The sequence below is a fragment of the Okeania sp. SIO2B3 genome (assembly GCF_010672525.1).
Taxonomy (GTDB): Bacteria; Cyanobacteriota; Cyanobacteriia; order Cyanobacteriales; family Microcoleaceae; genus Okeania.
Genome location: NZ_JAAHGH010000066.1, coordinates 23,301 through 39,408, shown reverse-complemented (window position 1 = coordinate 39,408; position 16,108 = coordinate 23,301). Strand labels below are relative to the sequence as shown.

The window sequence follows — 16,108 nt, the reverse complement described above, 5'->3', positions numbered from 1 at the left end:
ATACTAGCTTTTATAAAAATGGATATGTGCCACCTAATGCAGTTAATTGGCTAAATTCTGATAATAATACTAATTTCCTCAATCGCAAAACTTTAATGACAATTAATCCAACTATGTCAATTCCTGGTTCTCAACAAGAAGATGAAGAAATTTACTTAAATCAAATCAGAACTATTAAGTTTCCAAATAATCCAAATGGAGCAGAGCCTAGATATTTAGTATCTGTCAAAAAACCTTTAATTTTTACATCTTCTGCTCATCCAAAGCTGGCGAAAGAATTTTTATCATATTTAATACAACCAGAGAATTTAGGAGCTTACATTAAAGGTAGTAAAGGTCGCTATTTTCCGATTATGTCTCAACTATGGGAAGACCCATTTTGGCATGATACAAAAGACCCCCATATTTCCGTAGCATCTCAACAATTTACTCAATATCAAACTCACTTATTTGAGAATTCGATTAACCCTGCTTATTCTCAAGTAGATTCAGAAAATATTTGGACTAAAGCAATGCAAAAAGTGTTAATTGATGGTTTATCTCCAACTGAGGCAACAGATATAGCTATTAAACTAATTAAAGAAATATTCGCTCGATGGAAAACAACAGAAGCATAATAATTTTAGAATCAGGTGCATCCCTCGACCGCTTTGTCAAAGGGACATCTCCTTTAAAGTCTTTTAATCACGCTTATTATTAGTAACATTCTTTTTTCAAAATGGTATAATACAATTTATCAAAAACTTTTTTAAATTTTCGCATTGCAGGGGAGTAGGGGAGAGGACTCACCCCTAACCCCTCCCAGGAGGGAAAGTAAACATAAGAATAATTAACATTAACTTTGCTCAAATTAACAAAAAAATTATTATCCCTGTTTTAATTACTTAATGACTGAAGTGTTACCTAAGTATAGCATTACTTTTAGGAATTGGTATAACTACTTCTGGAAACAGAGAAAAATTTTAGATGAAAAAATGAGGATCTAGAATCATGTATTTCTGGAAAAAAAGCCTTCTAATTCAGATTGTAGGTTCTTTTTTAATATTGTCGCTAATGACAATATCAATTGTCGGATATACAACCTTTAGTCAAGCAAGAACATCTTTAAAAGAATCAGTATTTGAGCGCCTTAGCTTTGCTGCCAAACTTAAAGAAAATGAACTTAATCGTTGGATTTTAGACCAACGTAAAAATATCTTAGCGATCGCCGAATTACCAGAAATTAATAACCAAGCAAAAATCCTACTAACAACCAAAAAATCTACATCAGAATATAAATCTGCTCAAGCCTCACTGCAAACTTCTTTAACATCTTTTACAACTAATATTGGCAGTTTACAAGAAATTTTTATCTTAACCAGAGGTGGTAGAATTTTAGTTTCTAGTAATCCTAATAAAATAGGCAAATATCAACCTCTAGTACAATATAGTGAAGTCACAAAAACTCTCACAGATAACTTAATATCAAATTTTTACCCCTCTGTTGAAATAGGTAAACCAATGATGACTTTTGCTACTCCTATTCTGAGTAAAAATGATCGTCAATTAGGAATGTTAGCTACCCATCTTAACTTGGAAAGAATTGATACTATTATTCGTGAACAATCAGAGTTAGGAGAGACAGTTGAAACCTATTTAGTGGGAAACATTGGTAGTAGTTTATCAAGGAGACACGTATTAGTTTCAGCCACAAAATTTGGTTCTGAAGAATTTCCTGATAGTATTGAAAGTGATGCTATTAATGCTGCGATGAATGGCAATAATGGCAAAGGGTTATATAGAAATTATAAAGGTGTGCCAGTTATTGGTGTTTATCGGTGGCTGAAAGAACACAATTTAGCATTACTAGCAGAAACACATCAAATAGAAGCATTTGCACCTGCTCGTCATCTGGCTACTTCAATTTTATTAGTAGGTTTGATATTAGCTTTAGTAATGGCAGTAGTTATGTTGTTATTAGGCCATCAAATTGTACGACCAATTTTAGCGATCGCTCAGACAGCTAAATTAGTAAGTGCAGGGGATCTAACCCAGAAAGTACCAGTAATAACTAAAAATGAAATTGGTTTCCTTGCCAAAACTTTTAATCAAATGATTCAACAGTTAAAAAATTCATATCAACAATTATCTGATTACAGTCATGTTTTAGAAACTAAAGTTGAGGAAAGAACCCAAGAATTAACAGAAAAAAATGCCGATCTAGAACAAACTCTTCAACAATTAAAAGAAACTCAAGCTCAATTAATTCAGAATGAAAAAATGGTGAGTTTAGGTCAGTTAGTTGCCGGAGTTGCCCATGAAATAAATAACCCTGTGAGCTTTATTTACGGCAATATTAAACCTGCTAGAAATTATGCTGAAAAATTATTAGATTTACTCAACCTTTATCATCAATATTATCCAGAACCAGGAGATGAAATTACAGAAAAACAAGATATAATAGACTTGGAATTTATCCAAGAAGATTTTCCTGATTTGCTTAGTTCCATGGAAGAAGGTTCTAAAAGAATTAAAGAAATAGTTTTATCCCTACGAAAATTTTCCCGTCACGATGAATCTCAGCAAAAACAAGTTGATATTCATGAAGGTATTGATAGTACTTTACTAATTTTGCAAAATCGCCTCAAACCCAAGGTCGGATTTCCCAGAATTAATATTATTAAAGAATATGGAGATTTGCCATTAGTCAGATGTTTGGCAGGTCAAGTAAATCAAGTTTTTATGAATATTATAGCTAATGGTATTGATGCTTTAGAAATGTCTTGGGGACAATCAAATTCTCTATTTTGTAATATTCAACCCTATATTAAAATTAAGACTAAAGTTATCAATAAAGATTGGATAGCTATACATATTACTGATAATGGAATGGGAATACCAGAAGAAGTGAAAAACCGCATATTTGACCCTTTTTATACAACAAAACCTGTGGGTAAAGGCACGGGTTTAGGATTATCTTTAAGTTATCAAATTATAGTGGAAAAACACCAGGGAAAATTTTACTGTAATTCCGTAGTCGGTCAGGGTACAGAATTTGCGATCGAATTGCCAGTTGTTGATAGTTATTATCCTTGAATAATAGTTAATTTATATCAATAGACTTCTTGCATAAGTCAGGGAATAGGGAATAGGCAGATGAAATTGTTTATTTTATAGTCTTGAATTGATTTAATACGAGCAAGGGAGCAAGATACGAGCAAGGGAGCAAGATACGAGCAAGGGAGCAAGATACGAGCAAGGGAGCAAGATACGAGCAAGGGAGCAAGATGCTCCCACTACTTTTGTCCTTGACCGAAATAATTACAATAGACCATCATTATAATGCATCACCACTAAAAAACTTATCTAGAGCAAATTTCCATATTCCCTACTCCCTACTCCTCCTAATATATTCTTTTGTCCACCACTTCTCTCTCCTGACTCCCCCTCCCCTCCTGGGAGGGGTTAGGGGTGGGTTGGGAGGGGTTAGGGGTGGGTTGGGAGGGGTTAGGGGTGGGTTGACTCCTGACTCCTCCGTAATTATTTATAAGTATTCAACCGGACATAATATAACATGACAACACAAAAACGAGTGCTGATTTTGGGAGGCACTGGAAATGGATGGAAACTGGCAGCTTTAGCTACTAAAATACCAGGGTTAGAGGTAATTAATTCTCTGGCAGGTCGCACTCGTGAACCTTTGATAAAATCTACCCATACGCGAATAGGGAGTTTTGGTGGTGTACCAGGGTTAACAGAATATCTACTAGCGCAAAAAATAGATTTGCTAATTGACGCAACTCATCCTTTTGCAGTACAAATTTCTTGGAATGCAGCGATCGCCACTTCAGAATTGAATATTCCTCATTTGATGCTCATATCCCCAGCATGGAAAAAAACAGAAGGCGATCGCTGGGTGGAAGTTGAAAATAACCAAACTGTTATCGAAATTTTACCAAAATTAGCTCAACGAGTATTTCTGAGCATCGGTCGTCAAGAATTAGCAAGTTATGCTCATCTCCAAAACCTCTGGTTTTTAATGCGGACCATAGACCCACCTCCACTGAATACCCCAGTACCTCCAGGAAAACTATTGACTAGACGCGGACCTTTTTCCTTATTAGAAGAGCGATCGCTTTTAGAGAAATATAATATTGAGGCGATCGTCAGTAAAAATAGTGGTGGGGATGCTACATATCCCAAAATTATTGCGGCGCGGGAATTAGGTATTCCAGTAGTAATGATCCAACGCCCTCCTCTTCCTGATAGAAAACAAGTAACTGATGTAGAAAGTGCCGTTTCTTGGCTCAGAAGTTATAGTAATTGAATCTTTTCTGCTTCATCAAACTAATACAAGTGGAATGGACTTGTAGAATGGGCTTGTGGAATGGGCTTGTGGAATGGGCTTGTGGAATGGGCTTGTGGAATGGGCTTGTGGCCCGTTCCTAATATTTTCCCGTTGACTTAGTTAAGCTGCATCTTTCAATGATGATGTTTTTCTATTTTTCAAAACACCACTGCAACCTGCTGCACTTAAAGCTAATAGACTGAAAACAGCAGTTGGTTCAGGTGTAGACACTGGGGTATCTGGACGTAAAGTGTATGTAATGTCTCCTGCACCAGTTCCTGCTCCAATATCGTATGCAAAGAAAGCGTCACTAGAGTCAAAGAAACCTTCTACAAAAAAGAATTCATCTGTGGAAAAACTCAACCCTAAGAAGTCACCATCGAAAAATACAGCTTCAGGATCGAATAAACCATCAGTTTCAGTGTAGTTAACACCCAGAAAGTCGAAACTGATATCTGATACAGATAAAAATTCTTCACCCATTCCAGTTACTGCAGAATCATCAAATTCAAAAGATCCAGAGTATGTTCCGCCAAATAAAACACCTGAATCTATAGTAACTTCAAAATCATAAGTAATTGAAGCAGCATTTACAGGATTAGCATTAATGACTGATAAGGTGAGAACTGTACTTGTAGCAACGAAAGATAATTTTTGAAAGATGTTAGTCATGGTTTTTTTTGGTAAAAAGGAGCAAATGTTTGTTGGTTGGGTAAATTTAAAAGTTCTTATGCACCGTTCTTAGAAACCTACAATAATCTATAATAAATCTATGATTATCTGTTCCATTCTTGCTTCAACCTGGCAACGTCGGCGTTGTCCAGTCCACAAGCTGACACGGACGGTTCGCGCTAGCGTTGCGGAGCAAACTGCCCGCCATAGCTAAATTTAAGGTTAATTTGCGTAAGTTCTGAATTACTTACTTCTTTTGCTATTGTAGAAAACCTTACTAGCAATGGCAATAGTGATAATACTGATGTCTGAAAGAAAATTTAAGACGCAGTAATTTAGCCAAATCACTTAAACTTTGAGTTTTTTCCATAGTCTGAAGATTCAGAGAAATAGCGATCGCTTACTTAGGCGATCGCCATCATATCCACTAGGTTAGTTCAGGTGGAACTATATCTGGAAAAATGAAATTATCTGGATTATTCAATTCCGCAGGATTAATATCTCGCACTAACAAGAAAGAGCGAGCGCGACCATTACCAGCAGTACCATCAGGATCGATAGTCAGGATAGTATTTCCACGACGAGAACGGAAACCAACGTAACCATCAGCAATGGGATCTAATCCAGCAAAACCAAAACCATCCAATACTTCAGCTAGGTCAATTTTATCGCTGCCAACTTCAAAGTCAGTGATGATATCGCCTGCATCTCGCAGACCAGTATATACAAATGTATCGTCACCAGCACCACCAGTAAGAGTATCTCGACGTCGGAAACCAGTAATTGTATCATCGCCATCGGTTCCTATCAAATTATCTCGACCAGCAGTACCTTCAATTACTTCTCCAGGAGTTGAGCTTTCCAAATTCAAACCAACTATTATGGGATCGTGGTCGGAATTGCGGAATGGGTCTTGACCGTTGAACAGACTTGGATCGCGTCCGAAATCAAGATTGTAATCAAGAGCATCAGGTTCGTCAGCATTAACGCGCCATTCTGTAGTACCCGTTACCTGGGATAACAGTGACTCATTCGCTAAAGCATAGTCCAGATAGCCAAATTGACCATCAAATACGAAGGAGTAAGCGTCACTGCCAACAAATTCCTCAATTAGGTCTGTGTAACCTTCTGCTTCCAGGGATGTAATTGGGTCTTCCTGAGCGTAAGCATTTAAGTCACCTACAATCAAAAAGTCACTATCTCCACTACCAGTGGGGTCAGTATTTAACCAAGCATTTAGAGCTTGAGAAGCTCGTAAACGAGTACCATTGAAGTTTCCTTGTCCGTCACCCGCATCTGCATCGTCACCAGTTCCAGTACCGCCTTTAGATTTAAAGTGGTTAACAGATACAGTCAAGCGTTCGCCTGTAGCTAGTTCTTCAAAAGTGACAGCAAGAGGAGCGCGGTTAGTATCCTCTCCATCAAATACTGTCCCTCCTAAACCAAGACCGGGCAGATCGGAATCTGTGAGGACTTCCACTGTTGTTCCGGGAGCAATTTGAACGCTGTCAGTTTTGTAAATTGCACCAACAGAAATTGCATCACCTGTATCCACAAAAGGAACGCCAGGATCGACATAAGCATAAGTCCCTGCACCGACTCGGTCGTTAAGTTCATCAACCAATGTCTCAATAGCAAACTGACCGTCACCGTTTTGGTCTGAACCAAATTCGTTCTCTAACTCAACCAAACCAACAATATCTGCATCAATATCTTCCAGAGTTGTCACCAACTTCTCAACTTGACGGTCAAACTCATCTTGGTTATCAGCACCACGAGGGGAAAGACTGTTAGGACCGCTACCAGGATTATCTGTTTCGTCTAGAGTAGTAAAGAAATTGAGAACGTTAATACTAGCAACTTTTAAATCTCCGCCAACATCTTCAGGTGTTTCTGGACGAGGATTAGTTGCTTGAAAATCTACAGGGTTAACAGGTTGAACTCGGTAGTCGCCAAAGCCAAAGCTGAGAACGCCGGAGAGATTATCAACTGTATCGCCACCCCGCAGAGTATTGGTAGAACTGAGAGGGTTGCCACCACGGCCATGAATAATTGGATTAGGGTTTTGAACTGTTTGACCATCATCAAGAACAATACGTCGGGTAGCGATCGCTTCTTGATAAGCTGCAAAACCTGCTGCATCTGGAGCATTGAAATCAGTAAATTGTTCCAGACGACCATCGGTTCCTGGTTCATTACTAGCTCCATCAGAGGATAGGACAATTTCACCGAAGCGGTCTAAGTTGAAATATTCAGTGACAAATAGGGTGTCGGGAATTGTTATTCCCATTCCCTCAAAAGCTTCTAGATCGTCAACAGTAGTAACAGGGAAGTTGACAGTAGCAGGAGTTGGTATAGTGTCTGTTCCTTGAATGGAAACAGAGACATCAGTTAGTTGAGTCAAACCAAAGAATTCATCTACTGTTCCTGTTACCTGAACGACATCTCCAATATTCACATCTACCGCAGGAGAGCTGTCATCAAAAATGAATAATCCTTCAGAAGTTAAAGGATCTGCGTCTGCATCACTATCTTCTTCTTGAACAAAGAAGCCATTCAAATCTCCATTTGTTCCGCTAGCACCATCCTGGTAGTCTCCCACAACAACAGCTTCAATAGTTACTGTTTGACCTTCTAGTGGACTCGCTGTACCACTACCTTGAATTTCGTGAATTTTAGTGAAAGCAATACTGTCATCGTTCTGAATTATCCCATCGGCAGTTGCCGTCGTAATTGTTGCGCCACCGGAAGCGTTAGATAGGGTAACAGTGAAGCTTTCGTCTAGTTCTGAGTCTGTGTCACCAGAAACATTAACTGTTATGTCTTTGCTGGTTTCATTGGCCACAAAGTTGACTGTACCAGAGGGTAATGTTCCCCCAAAGTCCGCTGCATCTGCTTCGGTGCTAGCTACAGCAAAGTCTACAGAAGTATTGCCTGTGGTGTCACCAGAGCGAGTTACAGTAAAGGTGAAAGGTGTAGTTCCTGCACCTCCTTCAGCTTTGTCTGCGTCAGTGGGTGCGATGGCGAGGGTTGTTCCATCAGTACCGCCATCAATGGTGTGAGTACCTAAACCATCAAAGGTATTTTGAGGAAAACCTTCCCATTCTACAGAAGGATCGAAAGAGTTGCTGCCGTTACTATCTCCATCCGTAATACTAGGTTGACGACGGAGAGTTTCGTTCTGAGTACCAAGACCACCACCAGACCACTCACTGCCAGGATCAACTCCGATCTGACCAATCACATCAATAATGTCACTACCGTTACGCAGAACGACGGCATCATCACCGTTAAAGAAATTATTTGTGGGAGTCATATCTGCTTCAGCAATAATAGCTGGATCAGCACCATCATCTGCAATAACGAATACATCACCATCAGCTACTGTGTTGCCATCTAAGGAAATGTTCGTACCTGGACTGGTGTTGCCGTTGAAGTAGAATTCGAGACTGTAGTCACTTAGATCAACTGTATTACCTGTAAAATTGGCAATCTCGATCGCTTTATTGTTACTACTACCTTCAATATATTCGGAAATGAATAGATCGGTTATTCCACTGCTAACGTTATCACCTGTAATCTCAATGTTATCAATTGCTAGATCCTCATCACCAGAGTCCAAATCAAAGGTAATGCGAAGGTCTAGGGTAGAACCTGTTCCAGCAATTGCACTTGAGAAGGATGCAAAGGTGTCTGTTACCTCTGTTCCGTCACCATCCCCATCGAAATCAGTATCTTGTGCAGGAACAGCGTTGAAATTATCACCATCAGGAACACTTTCAATCCCAAGTAAATTCGTAAACCCACCACCATCAATCTGATACTCAAATAAAACGAAATCAGGTAAATCCCAATCCTGACTGCTGCCATCATCATCTTCAGCTAACAGCGTACTCAAGTTAAGATTGGTGAAACCAGCAATATCAATTCCTGAGAAAGTTAATGTTTGCTGAGACGCAGCACCTTCTCCATCAATGTCTTGAGCAGCGAAATAGAAGCTACCTTCGGGATTTAAAACTTCGTAAAAACTGCCAATATTATTACCATCGGTGCGAGTGAAAAAATCACCAGCTCCATCGCTGAATTCTGGGATTGAGGTTGTATACCTCGTTCCATTACCATCAGTCTCAAAATTTTCAACAAAAAGTGTATTCATAGGGAAATTTTCTCCAATTTTTCTATAGGTTAGTATTACGAACGAGTTCTTGAAAATTCAAAACATTACAATCTATTCACAAGAATGTGAATTTACCCAGATATATTAATTCTCACATCCTATTTCCCTGTAGATCACTTTGTTAAGTTAAACAAGTATTATCGAATCTTGGGTTAAGTCTAAGTTAAGAACTTGATATCTTTGTAGAAACTTTATATTACCTAACAGTTTTGTGAAGATTTTGTGAAGTAAATTAATTTTTAACCACAGAGATTTCATGCAAGTGTTAATATTAAACTTTAATATTATGTCCAGTTGAATACTTATAAATAAACGACAGAGGAGTCAGGTAGGGGAGGCGTCGGATTGGCGACGTACAGGAGTCAGTAGTCAGGAGGGAAGAGAGAAGCAAGAAGAAAGAGGAGGAAAAGGAGAAAGAGGAGGAAAAGGAGAAAGTTTTTTTGACCGCTAATTATGCGGATATGATATTAGCTAATAATTAAGCTTTAAAGCTACTTCTTTAAAGAATAAATCAAGACAAAAATTTCTGTATTCGGTGTTGAAAAACCCTTTTTAAAACATTGACTAAATCTTATTAGATCAAGGATTTAGGGTCTAAAAATAACAGATGCACTACCACCGGATTTGGTATAATATCAAATTCGGTTGAACAACTTCACTTCAATTTAGTAGAGAATATTAAACCCTTAAATGTTTAGTATTATTAGAAATTTTACCGAAAAATTGTGGTTTAAAGCCTCCCCTTTTAAGGGGATAATAAATAAAAATTTTCATGATTAGTCAATCCTCTTCTTTTCAAGGAGAGGTAATAATTAATTATTAATTATATCATGTCCGTTGGTATAGTCCCGTGTAAACCTAAAAGTGAATATCTACAGGAAATTTAGGTTTTTCTTGCTCAATAGTCTTCTTCTCTCTTCCCTCTTCTCTCTTCCCTCTTCCCTCTTCCTTCTTCCTTCTTCCTTACCTTCGCTATACAATACCGATGCTACCGGACATGATATTATTAATTGTTGAAGATTCCCTATTCCCTGTTCCTTGCAATAGATATTTAAGACAAGAATTTTCTCATTTGAAAACCACATTTTTTACACTTTGGATTAATATCATGTCCGCTAGTATTGTTTGCGTAAAACCAAGGGTGAATATCTACAGGAAGTTTAAGTTTTTTCAAGCTTTTAAGCCTTCTTCCCTCTTCCTTCTTCCAACTTCGGTCTTCCTGACTTTCGCTATACAATACCGATGCTACCGGACATGATATAACGAATGTTTTGTGGCTACAGTTTGGAGACGCACCTTTATTGTATTGGTTGTTAAATAATATTATTTCTGGTTGAATACTTATAAATAAACGCTAATAGGAAATACTAAACATTGGCAGAGATACAGATAGCATCTATAACATACAGCTGTTTCATATCAGTGAGGACATCTGTGGTGGGCAAGATACCCGCACTTTATCGTTAATATTTGTACCTCATATATCACCAAATCTGCTGCTGAAGTAACCCTGTGCGATCGCTACTTTCATACAACAAAGCCATTACTTTAGCTAATATTTAGGCATTATTACTGAATTATACTGGCTGAAACCAATACGGTGTCAACTTTTTCAACTTCTTCAGCAAGCCCTAAATTATCAAATATGTCGTTTCAAGTCAGACATTTGTCATAAAGACTAAGCTACTTTCTATAAAATTTCTCAGTATAGCAAAAATAAATTAATAACTACTTGACAAATATATTTAATTATGAGATAAAACAAATTTATGAGTAAAACTTAATAGTGTCTGGAAACAATTTATCAATTGTGAAAGTCACTACTTATTACAGATAAAATTAGGTCAAATTATCACAAGCTTTCAAAGGTAGAGTCTAATTTTCTATAAATTAATCCTGATAAAGGATGAAAATTATCAAGAATGAATTGCAATATCATTAAAATTAATCAGCGAAAATTAAGTGATTAGCTATACCTAATTTATGGATCAAAAACGAGGAGAAAATTGAAAATGAAAATTACTAGACGTATATTTTTAGCAACAGGCACAGCAATGGCGAGTGTAGCGATCGCCGAGCTTGGTAAAAGTAATCGAGGATTAGCCCAAAGTGGCGCGATAAATCTCTATTCTTCTCGCCACTACGACACTGACCAAGCCCTCTACGACAGTTTCACCAAAAAAACTGGCCTCGAAGTCAATCTCATAGAAGGCAAAGGAGATGAGTTAATCGAACGAATCAAAAGCGAAGGAGCGAACAGTCCTGCAGATGTTTTTATTACAGTAGATGCAGGTCGTCTGGGACGAGCCGAAGAAGCAGGAATTTTGCAACCCATTTCTTCATCTACTCTCAACAAGAAAATTCCAGCCAACCTCCGCAGTCCGGAAAACCTATGGTTTGGTTTCTCTAAACGGGCACGGGTAATAGTTTATAACAAAGACAAAGTTAAACCATCTGAGCTATCAACTTATGAAAACTTAGCCAAAGATAATTGGAAAGGCAAAATTCTGATTCGTTCCTCCAATAACATTTATAATCAATCACTAATAGCATCTTTAATCGAAATTCATGGAATGTCAGATACAGAAAATTGGGCAAAAGGCTTTGTTAGCAACTTTGCTAGACCCCCAGAAGGAAATGATACTGCTCAAATAAAAGGTGTTGCTGCAGGTATCGGCGATATTGGTATTGCTAATAGTTACTATGTAGGGCGTTTAGCAAAATCTGACACAGCAGAAGACAAAGCAGTTGTTCAGAAAATAGGAATGTTTTTCCCTAACCAAAATGGGCGCGGTACTCACATTAATATTAGTGGTGGTGGTGTAGTTAAAACTGCCCCAAATAAAGAGGGTGCAATTAAGTTTCTCGAACATTTGGCCAGCCCAGAAGCTCAAAAAATATTCTCTGAGGGTAACAATGAATATCCTGTAGTTGAAGGTGTACCTGTTCCTAGCGTGTTGACAACTTATGGTAACTTCAAGAGCGATGCTCTAAATGTTGCTGTTTATGGCAAGTTGAATGGTGAAGCGATTAAATTAATGGATCGTGTGGGCTGGAAGTAGTTGCGATAATATCATGTCATGTCCGTTGGTATCGGAGCGTGTATAAAGTTGGGGAAATATCTAGCGCCATTAATGGTTTTTCCTTCTCTTAAAGCTTCTTCCTTCTTCCAACTTCGGTCTTCCTTACCTTCACGCTTACAATACCAATGCTACCGGACATGATATTACTGAAGAATTGGAAGTCATAATCAGGATTTTATTAGCTAGACTTGTTTGAATGGATAGGTTGTTGGGCATTTTCAGGACTTATATCATGTCCGATAGTTCAAATCCTTTTTTTCTCCATGTCTCTTGACTCCTAAGATTAATTATCCCACAGAAATTATCAATTCTTTTCCCCTACTCTGTACGGACTTTGCATGCAACGTCCCTACTCCCTACTCCCTCTTTTCTGGAGATGTCTATTGTGTAAAAATAAATAGATTACTTACATTAAGAGGTTATTCATGGCAATTCAATTCCAACAAGCTCTAGAAGTAGGAAAATATCTCCTCACTCAACGTCTCAAAGGGCGTAAACGTTTTCCCCTAGTTTTAATGCTGGAACCTCTATTCAGATGTAATTTAGCCTGCCCTGGTTGTGGAAAAATTCAGCATCCCAAAGAAATACTCAAGCAAAACCTCACACCTCAAGAATGTTTTGCTGCTGTAGAAGAATGTGGCGCTCCTGTGGTTTCTATTCCTGGAGGCGAACCTTTATTGCATCCACAAATTGCTGAAATTGTGCAGGGGTTAGTCGATCGCCAAAAGTTTGTTTATTTATGCACTAATGGTTTGTTACTTGAAAAGAATATAGATAAATTTAAGCCCTCTCCTTATCTAACTTTTAGCATTCATCTTGATGGTTTACAAGCAACTCATGATAAATGTGTTGACCGACAAGGAGTGTTTGAAATAGCAGTTAAAGCAATTCGTGCTGCGAAAGCAAAAGGATTTCGAGTTACTACTAATACTACTGTATTTGAGGGAACAGACCCGAAACAAATGCAGGAATTTTTTGATTTTTTGGAAAGTTTAAATATTGATGGGATGATGATTTCTCCTGGTTATAGTTATGAGTGGGCACCAGACCAAGAACATTTTTTGAAGCGGCAACAAACACAGTTATTATTTAGAGAAATTCTTGCTCCTTTTAAAGCTGGTAAAAAGAATTGGAATTTTAACCATAATCCTTTATTTTTGGATTTTTTGATGGGAGAAAAAGATAAGAATTATGATTGTACTCCCTGGGGTAGTCCTAGTTATAGTGTGCTTGGTTGGCAAAAACCTTGTTATTTAATGAATGAAGGATATTATGCTACTTTTAAAGAACTTTTAGAAGAAACTAATTGGGATAATTATGGTTATAAAAGTGGGAATACTAAATGTGTTGATTGTATGGTTCATTGTGGTTATGAACCGACAGCGGCAATGGCAGCAATGGAGTTAGAAAATATTCCTCAAGTTTTGGGTTCTTTGTTAAAAATTGGTGGTTAAATAAGAGTTAAGGAAGAGAGAAAAAGGAGGAAGACTTTAATTATCTAGGAGAGAAGGAGTAAATATTGATAAAATATCAGGTGGAAAGTTGAATTTTTTTTCTCTTTCTACTTCTTGGTAAATTTATTGATAGGATAATTGGGATTAATATGGTATTTATGGTTGGGATAAGGTACAGGGTGCATCTCAATTAAGCGATAAGTAATTGTACTCAAGAAATAGGGATAAATAGGGTACGTCTCTGATGTGCAAAAATACTTTTTTCCTAATATATTCCCTGTTGCCTGTTGCCTGTTACCTGTTGCCTAAAAGCGATAAATTTTTGGCTTTATTCACGCATTGAGATGCACCCAAGGTACAAGGTTTTGGTTATGAGGAAATGGTATAACTAGGGAACTAAAAAAACCAAGGTATAACATTCTCTTTACTTTTGTCAAAAATCTATTAAGTATCTACACAAAATTATCGATCAATAATTAATTTAATTAACATGAATGAATTCTTTAATGGTATTAGCATTCAGGGCATATTTGGTCTTGTTATAGGAATCTTAGTATTAGCGAGTACTCCAGGACCTGGTATTTTAGCAGCTACTTCTTGTGCCTTAGCATCAGGTTTTCGTTCATCCTTGTTAGTAATAGGGGGAATTGTTCTAGGAGATATTATCTTTCTTTTCATAGCAATTTTCGGACTAACATTAGTGACTGAATTTATTGACAATGCCTTTATTATCATTAGAGTTTTAGGTGGTATTTATTTAGCTTGGTTAGGTTGGAAACTTTGGACATCAGCACCTATCAATTTAGAAAATGATGATGAAGCATCAAAGAAAACTTATTTAAAAAATTTTACGGCAGGTTTAGCTATTACACTTAGTAATCCTAAAGTTATTATTTTTTATGGTGCTTTTCTTCCTGTTTTTGTCAACTTTAACGATTTACAAGTAAATAGTATAGTTTTAATTGCTACTCTTATGATTGTTATTGTTTCTCTAGTAACTGGATTTTATACTTATTTAGCCTCTCGTGCTAGGTTATTATTTAAAAGTGAAAAGGCTATGACTAATATTAATCGTATAGCTGGGACTGTTATGTTTGGTGTTGCTCTTTTAGTAATTTTAATTGGTTAACAATTAGGGTTTACTGATTAACTATCACAGGATTTGACTGATATTGGTTTTAGCCTTCTGAGAAGCCAAAAAAGTGCGCTTGTTTTAGTCTAAAATGTTCAAAAAGTTAGCATTTTAGGCAAATCAAGGACAGAAAAATTGAGGGATAATTCTTACTTCTACCTTCTCGCTCATTACCCGTTTCTCCTGACTCTTACCCCCACTAAAAAACTTTTTCAGCAAACCCTAATTAAATCAGGACTTACGCACGGACATTAAATCAAGTGAGGGCGTTAGCGGAGCTTGGCGTTAGCCAATGCCATTTGCTTCGCATAACTATCGTTAACGCCCCTACATGCTGTTTGCGCAGCATTCCGTAGGAAATGCTTATATCATGTTCGGATAATCACTTATAATAAAATTTAAGGACTCCGGGTACCGACAGTACCAAAGAAATACTGAAATTATCAATACTCCATCTCCAATATTTCCTGTGTATTCCTCTTTTCTTTCCTCCTGAGGACTGACTCCTGAGGACTGACTCCTAACAACAGTTATTTATAAGTATTCAACCGAACATGATATTACACATCAAGAAATTGCAAAACCTGTATATTTACGAACTTCCTCTGGATGAAAACCCAAGTTATCGAAAATAATGATTATCCGGAAGTCAAAAATAAACAATATTTAGTCAAAGAAATAAATAAATTATTTCAAGATAAAAAAATACCTGATGAGCTTCAGCCAAAAGACATGAGTCGTTTTTGCTATAACTTATATCGTCTGTTAATCAATGTAGTAGAAGAAAAACAAATCAAAGAAAAAATTCAAGCAGTAATCCAGAAAATTCAATCAACAAAAACAAATCAAATTCCGCGCAGTATTTCATTATTTCAATATTTCATTAGTATTTTGATATCAGAGAAAATAATTGATTCTTCTATAATAAATAGATATTATTGGCATATCACCCAAGAAGTTATAAGTCTTTATCCAGAACTAAGGACTATTGACTCTACTTTTGAGTATGAAGAAAATTATTTTTAGTGCTTACTTGCAACTTAGTTTTTCAACATAGAGCTAGTAATTTTTCCTATTTTGTCTGTTTGATTATTTTGATTTTATTGCATTAGATAAAAATTGTAATAAGTGGGAATTATTGTAAGCGATCGCCCACCTCCATAAAGAGAACTTTTCACCTTGAATCCACTATACCAAAGATGTAGTGTTTAGCATCAAGATTATCTAGAGTTTTTGTTAGTGTTCTTAACCGTAGAAAAATTT

The 16,108-nt window shown here is 37.0% G+C and carries 10 protein-coding genes; 7 read left to right on the top strand and 3 right to left on the bottom strand.

From position 1 onward, the window contains the following. From F6K15_RS27280 to F6K15_RS27270, 3 genes are all read left to right on the top strand, one after another. Nucleotides 1-617: ABC transporter substrate-binding protein (locus F6K15_RS27280; protein WP_293066993.1), on the top strand; the 617-nt coding region annotated here is incomplete at its 5' end. Nucleotides 618-1,053: 436 nt separating this feature from the next. Further along, nucleotides 1,054-3,075, top strand: a complete 2,022-nt coding sequence (locus tag F6K15_RS27275) for an ATP-binding protein (RefSeq protein WP_293066990.1) — start codon at nucleotides 1,054-1,056, stop codon at nucleotides 3,073-3,075. Between the two features lie 478 nt (nucleotides 3,076-3,553). Beyond that, nucleotides 3,554-4,306, top strand: a complete 753-nt coding sequence (locus tag F6K15_RS27270; RefSeq protein ID WP_293066987.1) for a cobalt-precorrin-6A reductase — start codon at nucleotides 3,554-3,556, stop codon at nucleotides 4,304-4,306. Nucleotides 4,307-4,447: 141 nt separating this feature from the next. On the opposite strand, the gene F6K15_RS27265 is transcribed toward F6K15_RS27270, so the two are convergent. From F6K15_RS27265 to F6K15_RS27255, 3 genes are all read right to left on the bottom strand, one after another. After that, nucleotides 4,448-4,999 (bottom strand): hypothetical protein, encoded by a 552-nt coding sequence (locus F6K15_RS27265; protein ID WP_293066984.1) that lies wholly within the window; start codon nucleotides 4,997-4,999, stop codon nucleotides 4,448-4,450. A 427-nt stretch (nucleotides 5,000-5,426) separates the two neighbouring features. Continuing rightward, the gene (locus tag F6K15_RS27260; RefSeq protein WP_293066981.1) at nucleotides 5,427-9,155 is read right to left on the bottom strand and encodes an ExeM/NucH family extracellular endonuclease; all 3,729 of its coding nucleotides are present in this window, start codon (nucleotides 9,153-9,155) and stop codon (nucleotides 5,427-5,429) included. An 893-nt stretch (nucleotides 9,156-10,048) separates the two neighbouring features. After that, nucleotides 10,049-10,261 carry a hypothetical protein gene (locus tag F6K15_RS27255; protein ID WP_293066979.1) on the bottom strand — a complete coding sequence of 71 codons (213 nt, stop codon included), beginning with the start codon at nucleotides 10,259-10,261 and terminating at the stop codon, nucleotides 10,049-10,051. 927 nt (nucleotides 10,262-11,188) lie between these two features. Here F6K15_RS27255 and F6K15_RS27250 point away from each other — a divergent pair. The 4 genes from F6K15_RS27250 to F6K15_RS27235 all read left to right on the top strand — a co-directional run bounded on the left by F6K15_RS27250 (nucleotide 11,189) and on the right by F6K15_RS27235 (nucleotide 15,871). Further along, nucleotides 11,189-12,238 (top strand): Fe(3+) ABC transporter substrate-binding protein, encoded by a 1,050-nt coding sequence (locus F6K15_RS27250; protein ID WP_293066976.1) that lies wholly within the window; start codon nucleotides 11,189-11,191, stop codon nucleotides 12,236-12,238. A gap of 446 nt (nucleotides 12,239-12,684) precedes the next feature. Then, entirely contained in the window at nucleotides 12,685-13,713 is a 1,029-nt protein-coding gene (gene hpnH, locus F6K15_RS27245; RefSeq protein WP_293066973.1) for an adenosyl-hopene transferase HpnH, read from the top strand. Between the two features lie 490 nt (nucleotides 13,714-14,203). Further along, nucleotides 14,204-14,842, top strand: coding sequence for a LysE family translocator (locus F6K15_RS27240; protein ID WP_293066970.1), 639 nt, complete (start codon nucleotides 14,204-14,206; stop codon nucleotides 14,840-14,842). Nucleotides 14,843-15,454: 612 nt separating this feature from the next. After that, entirely contained in the window at nucleotides 15,455-15,871 is a 417-nt protein-coding gene (locus F6K15_RS27235; protein WP_293066967.1) for a hypothetical protein, read from the top strand. Nucleotides 15,872-16,108: the final 237 nt, after the last annotated feature.

What these genes read in the sequence shown, in the direction of transcription:
- F6K15_RS27275 (WP_293066990.1), top strand. Translation starts at nt 1,054, where the DNA reads ATGACAATATCAATTGTCGGATATACAACCTTTAGTCAAGCAAGAACA.
- F6K15_RS27270 (WP_293066987.1), top strand. Translation starts at nt 3,554, where the DNA reads ATGACAACACAAAAACGAGTGCTGATTTTGGGAGGCACTGGAAATGGA.
- F6K15_RS27265 (WP_293066984.1), bottom strand. Translation starts at nt 4,999, where the DNA reads ATGACTAACATCTTTCAAAAATTATCTTTCGTTGCTACAAGTACAGTT.
- F6K15_RS27260 (WP_293066981.1), bottom strand. Translation starts at nt 9,155, where the DNA reads ATGAATACACTTTTTGTTGAAAATTTTGAGACTGATGGTAATGGAACG.
- F6K15_RS27255 (WP_293066979.1), bottom strand. Translation starts at nt 10,261, where the DNA reads ATGTGGTTTTCAAATGAGAAAATTCTTGTCTTAAATATCTATTGCAAG.
- F6K15_RS27250 (WP_293066976.1), top strand. Translation starts at nt 11,189, where the DNA reads ATGAAAATTACTAGACGTATATTTTTAGCAACAGGCACAGCAATGGCG.
- hpnH (WP_293066973.1), top strand. Translation starts at nt 12,685, where the DNA reads ATGGCAATTCAATTCCAACAAGCTCTAGAAGTAGGAAAATATCTCCTC.
- F6K15_RS27240 (WP_293066970.1), top strand. Translation starts at nt 14,204, where the DNA reads ATGAATGAATTCTTTAATGGTATTAGCATTCAGGGCATATTTGGTCTT.
- F6K15_RS27235 (WP_293066967.1), top strand. Translation starts at nt 15,455, where the DNA reads ATGAAAACCCAAGTTATCGAAAATAATGATTATCCGGAAGTCAAAAAT.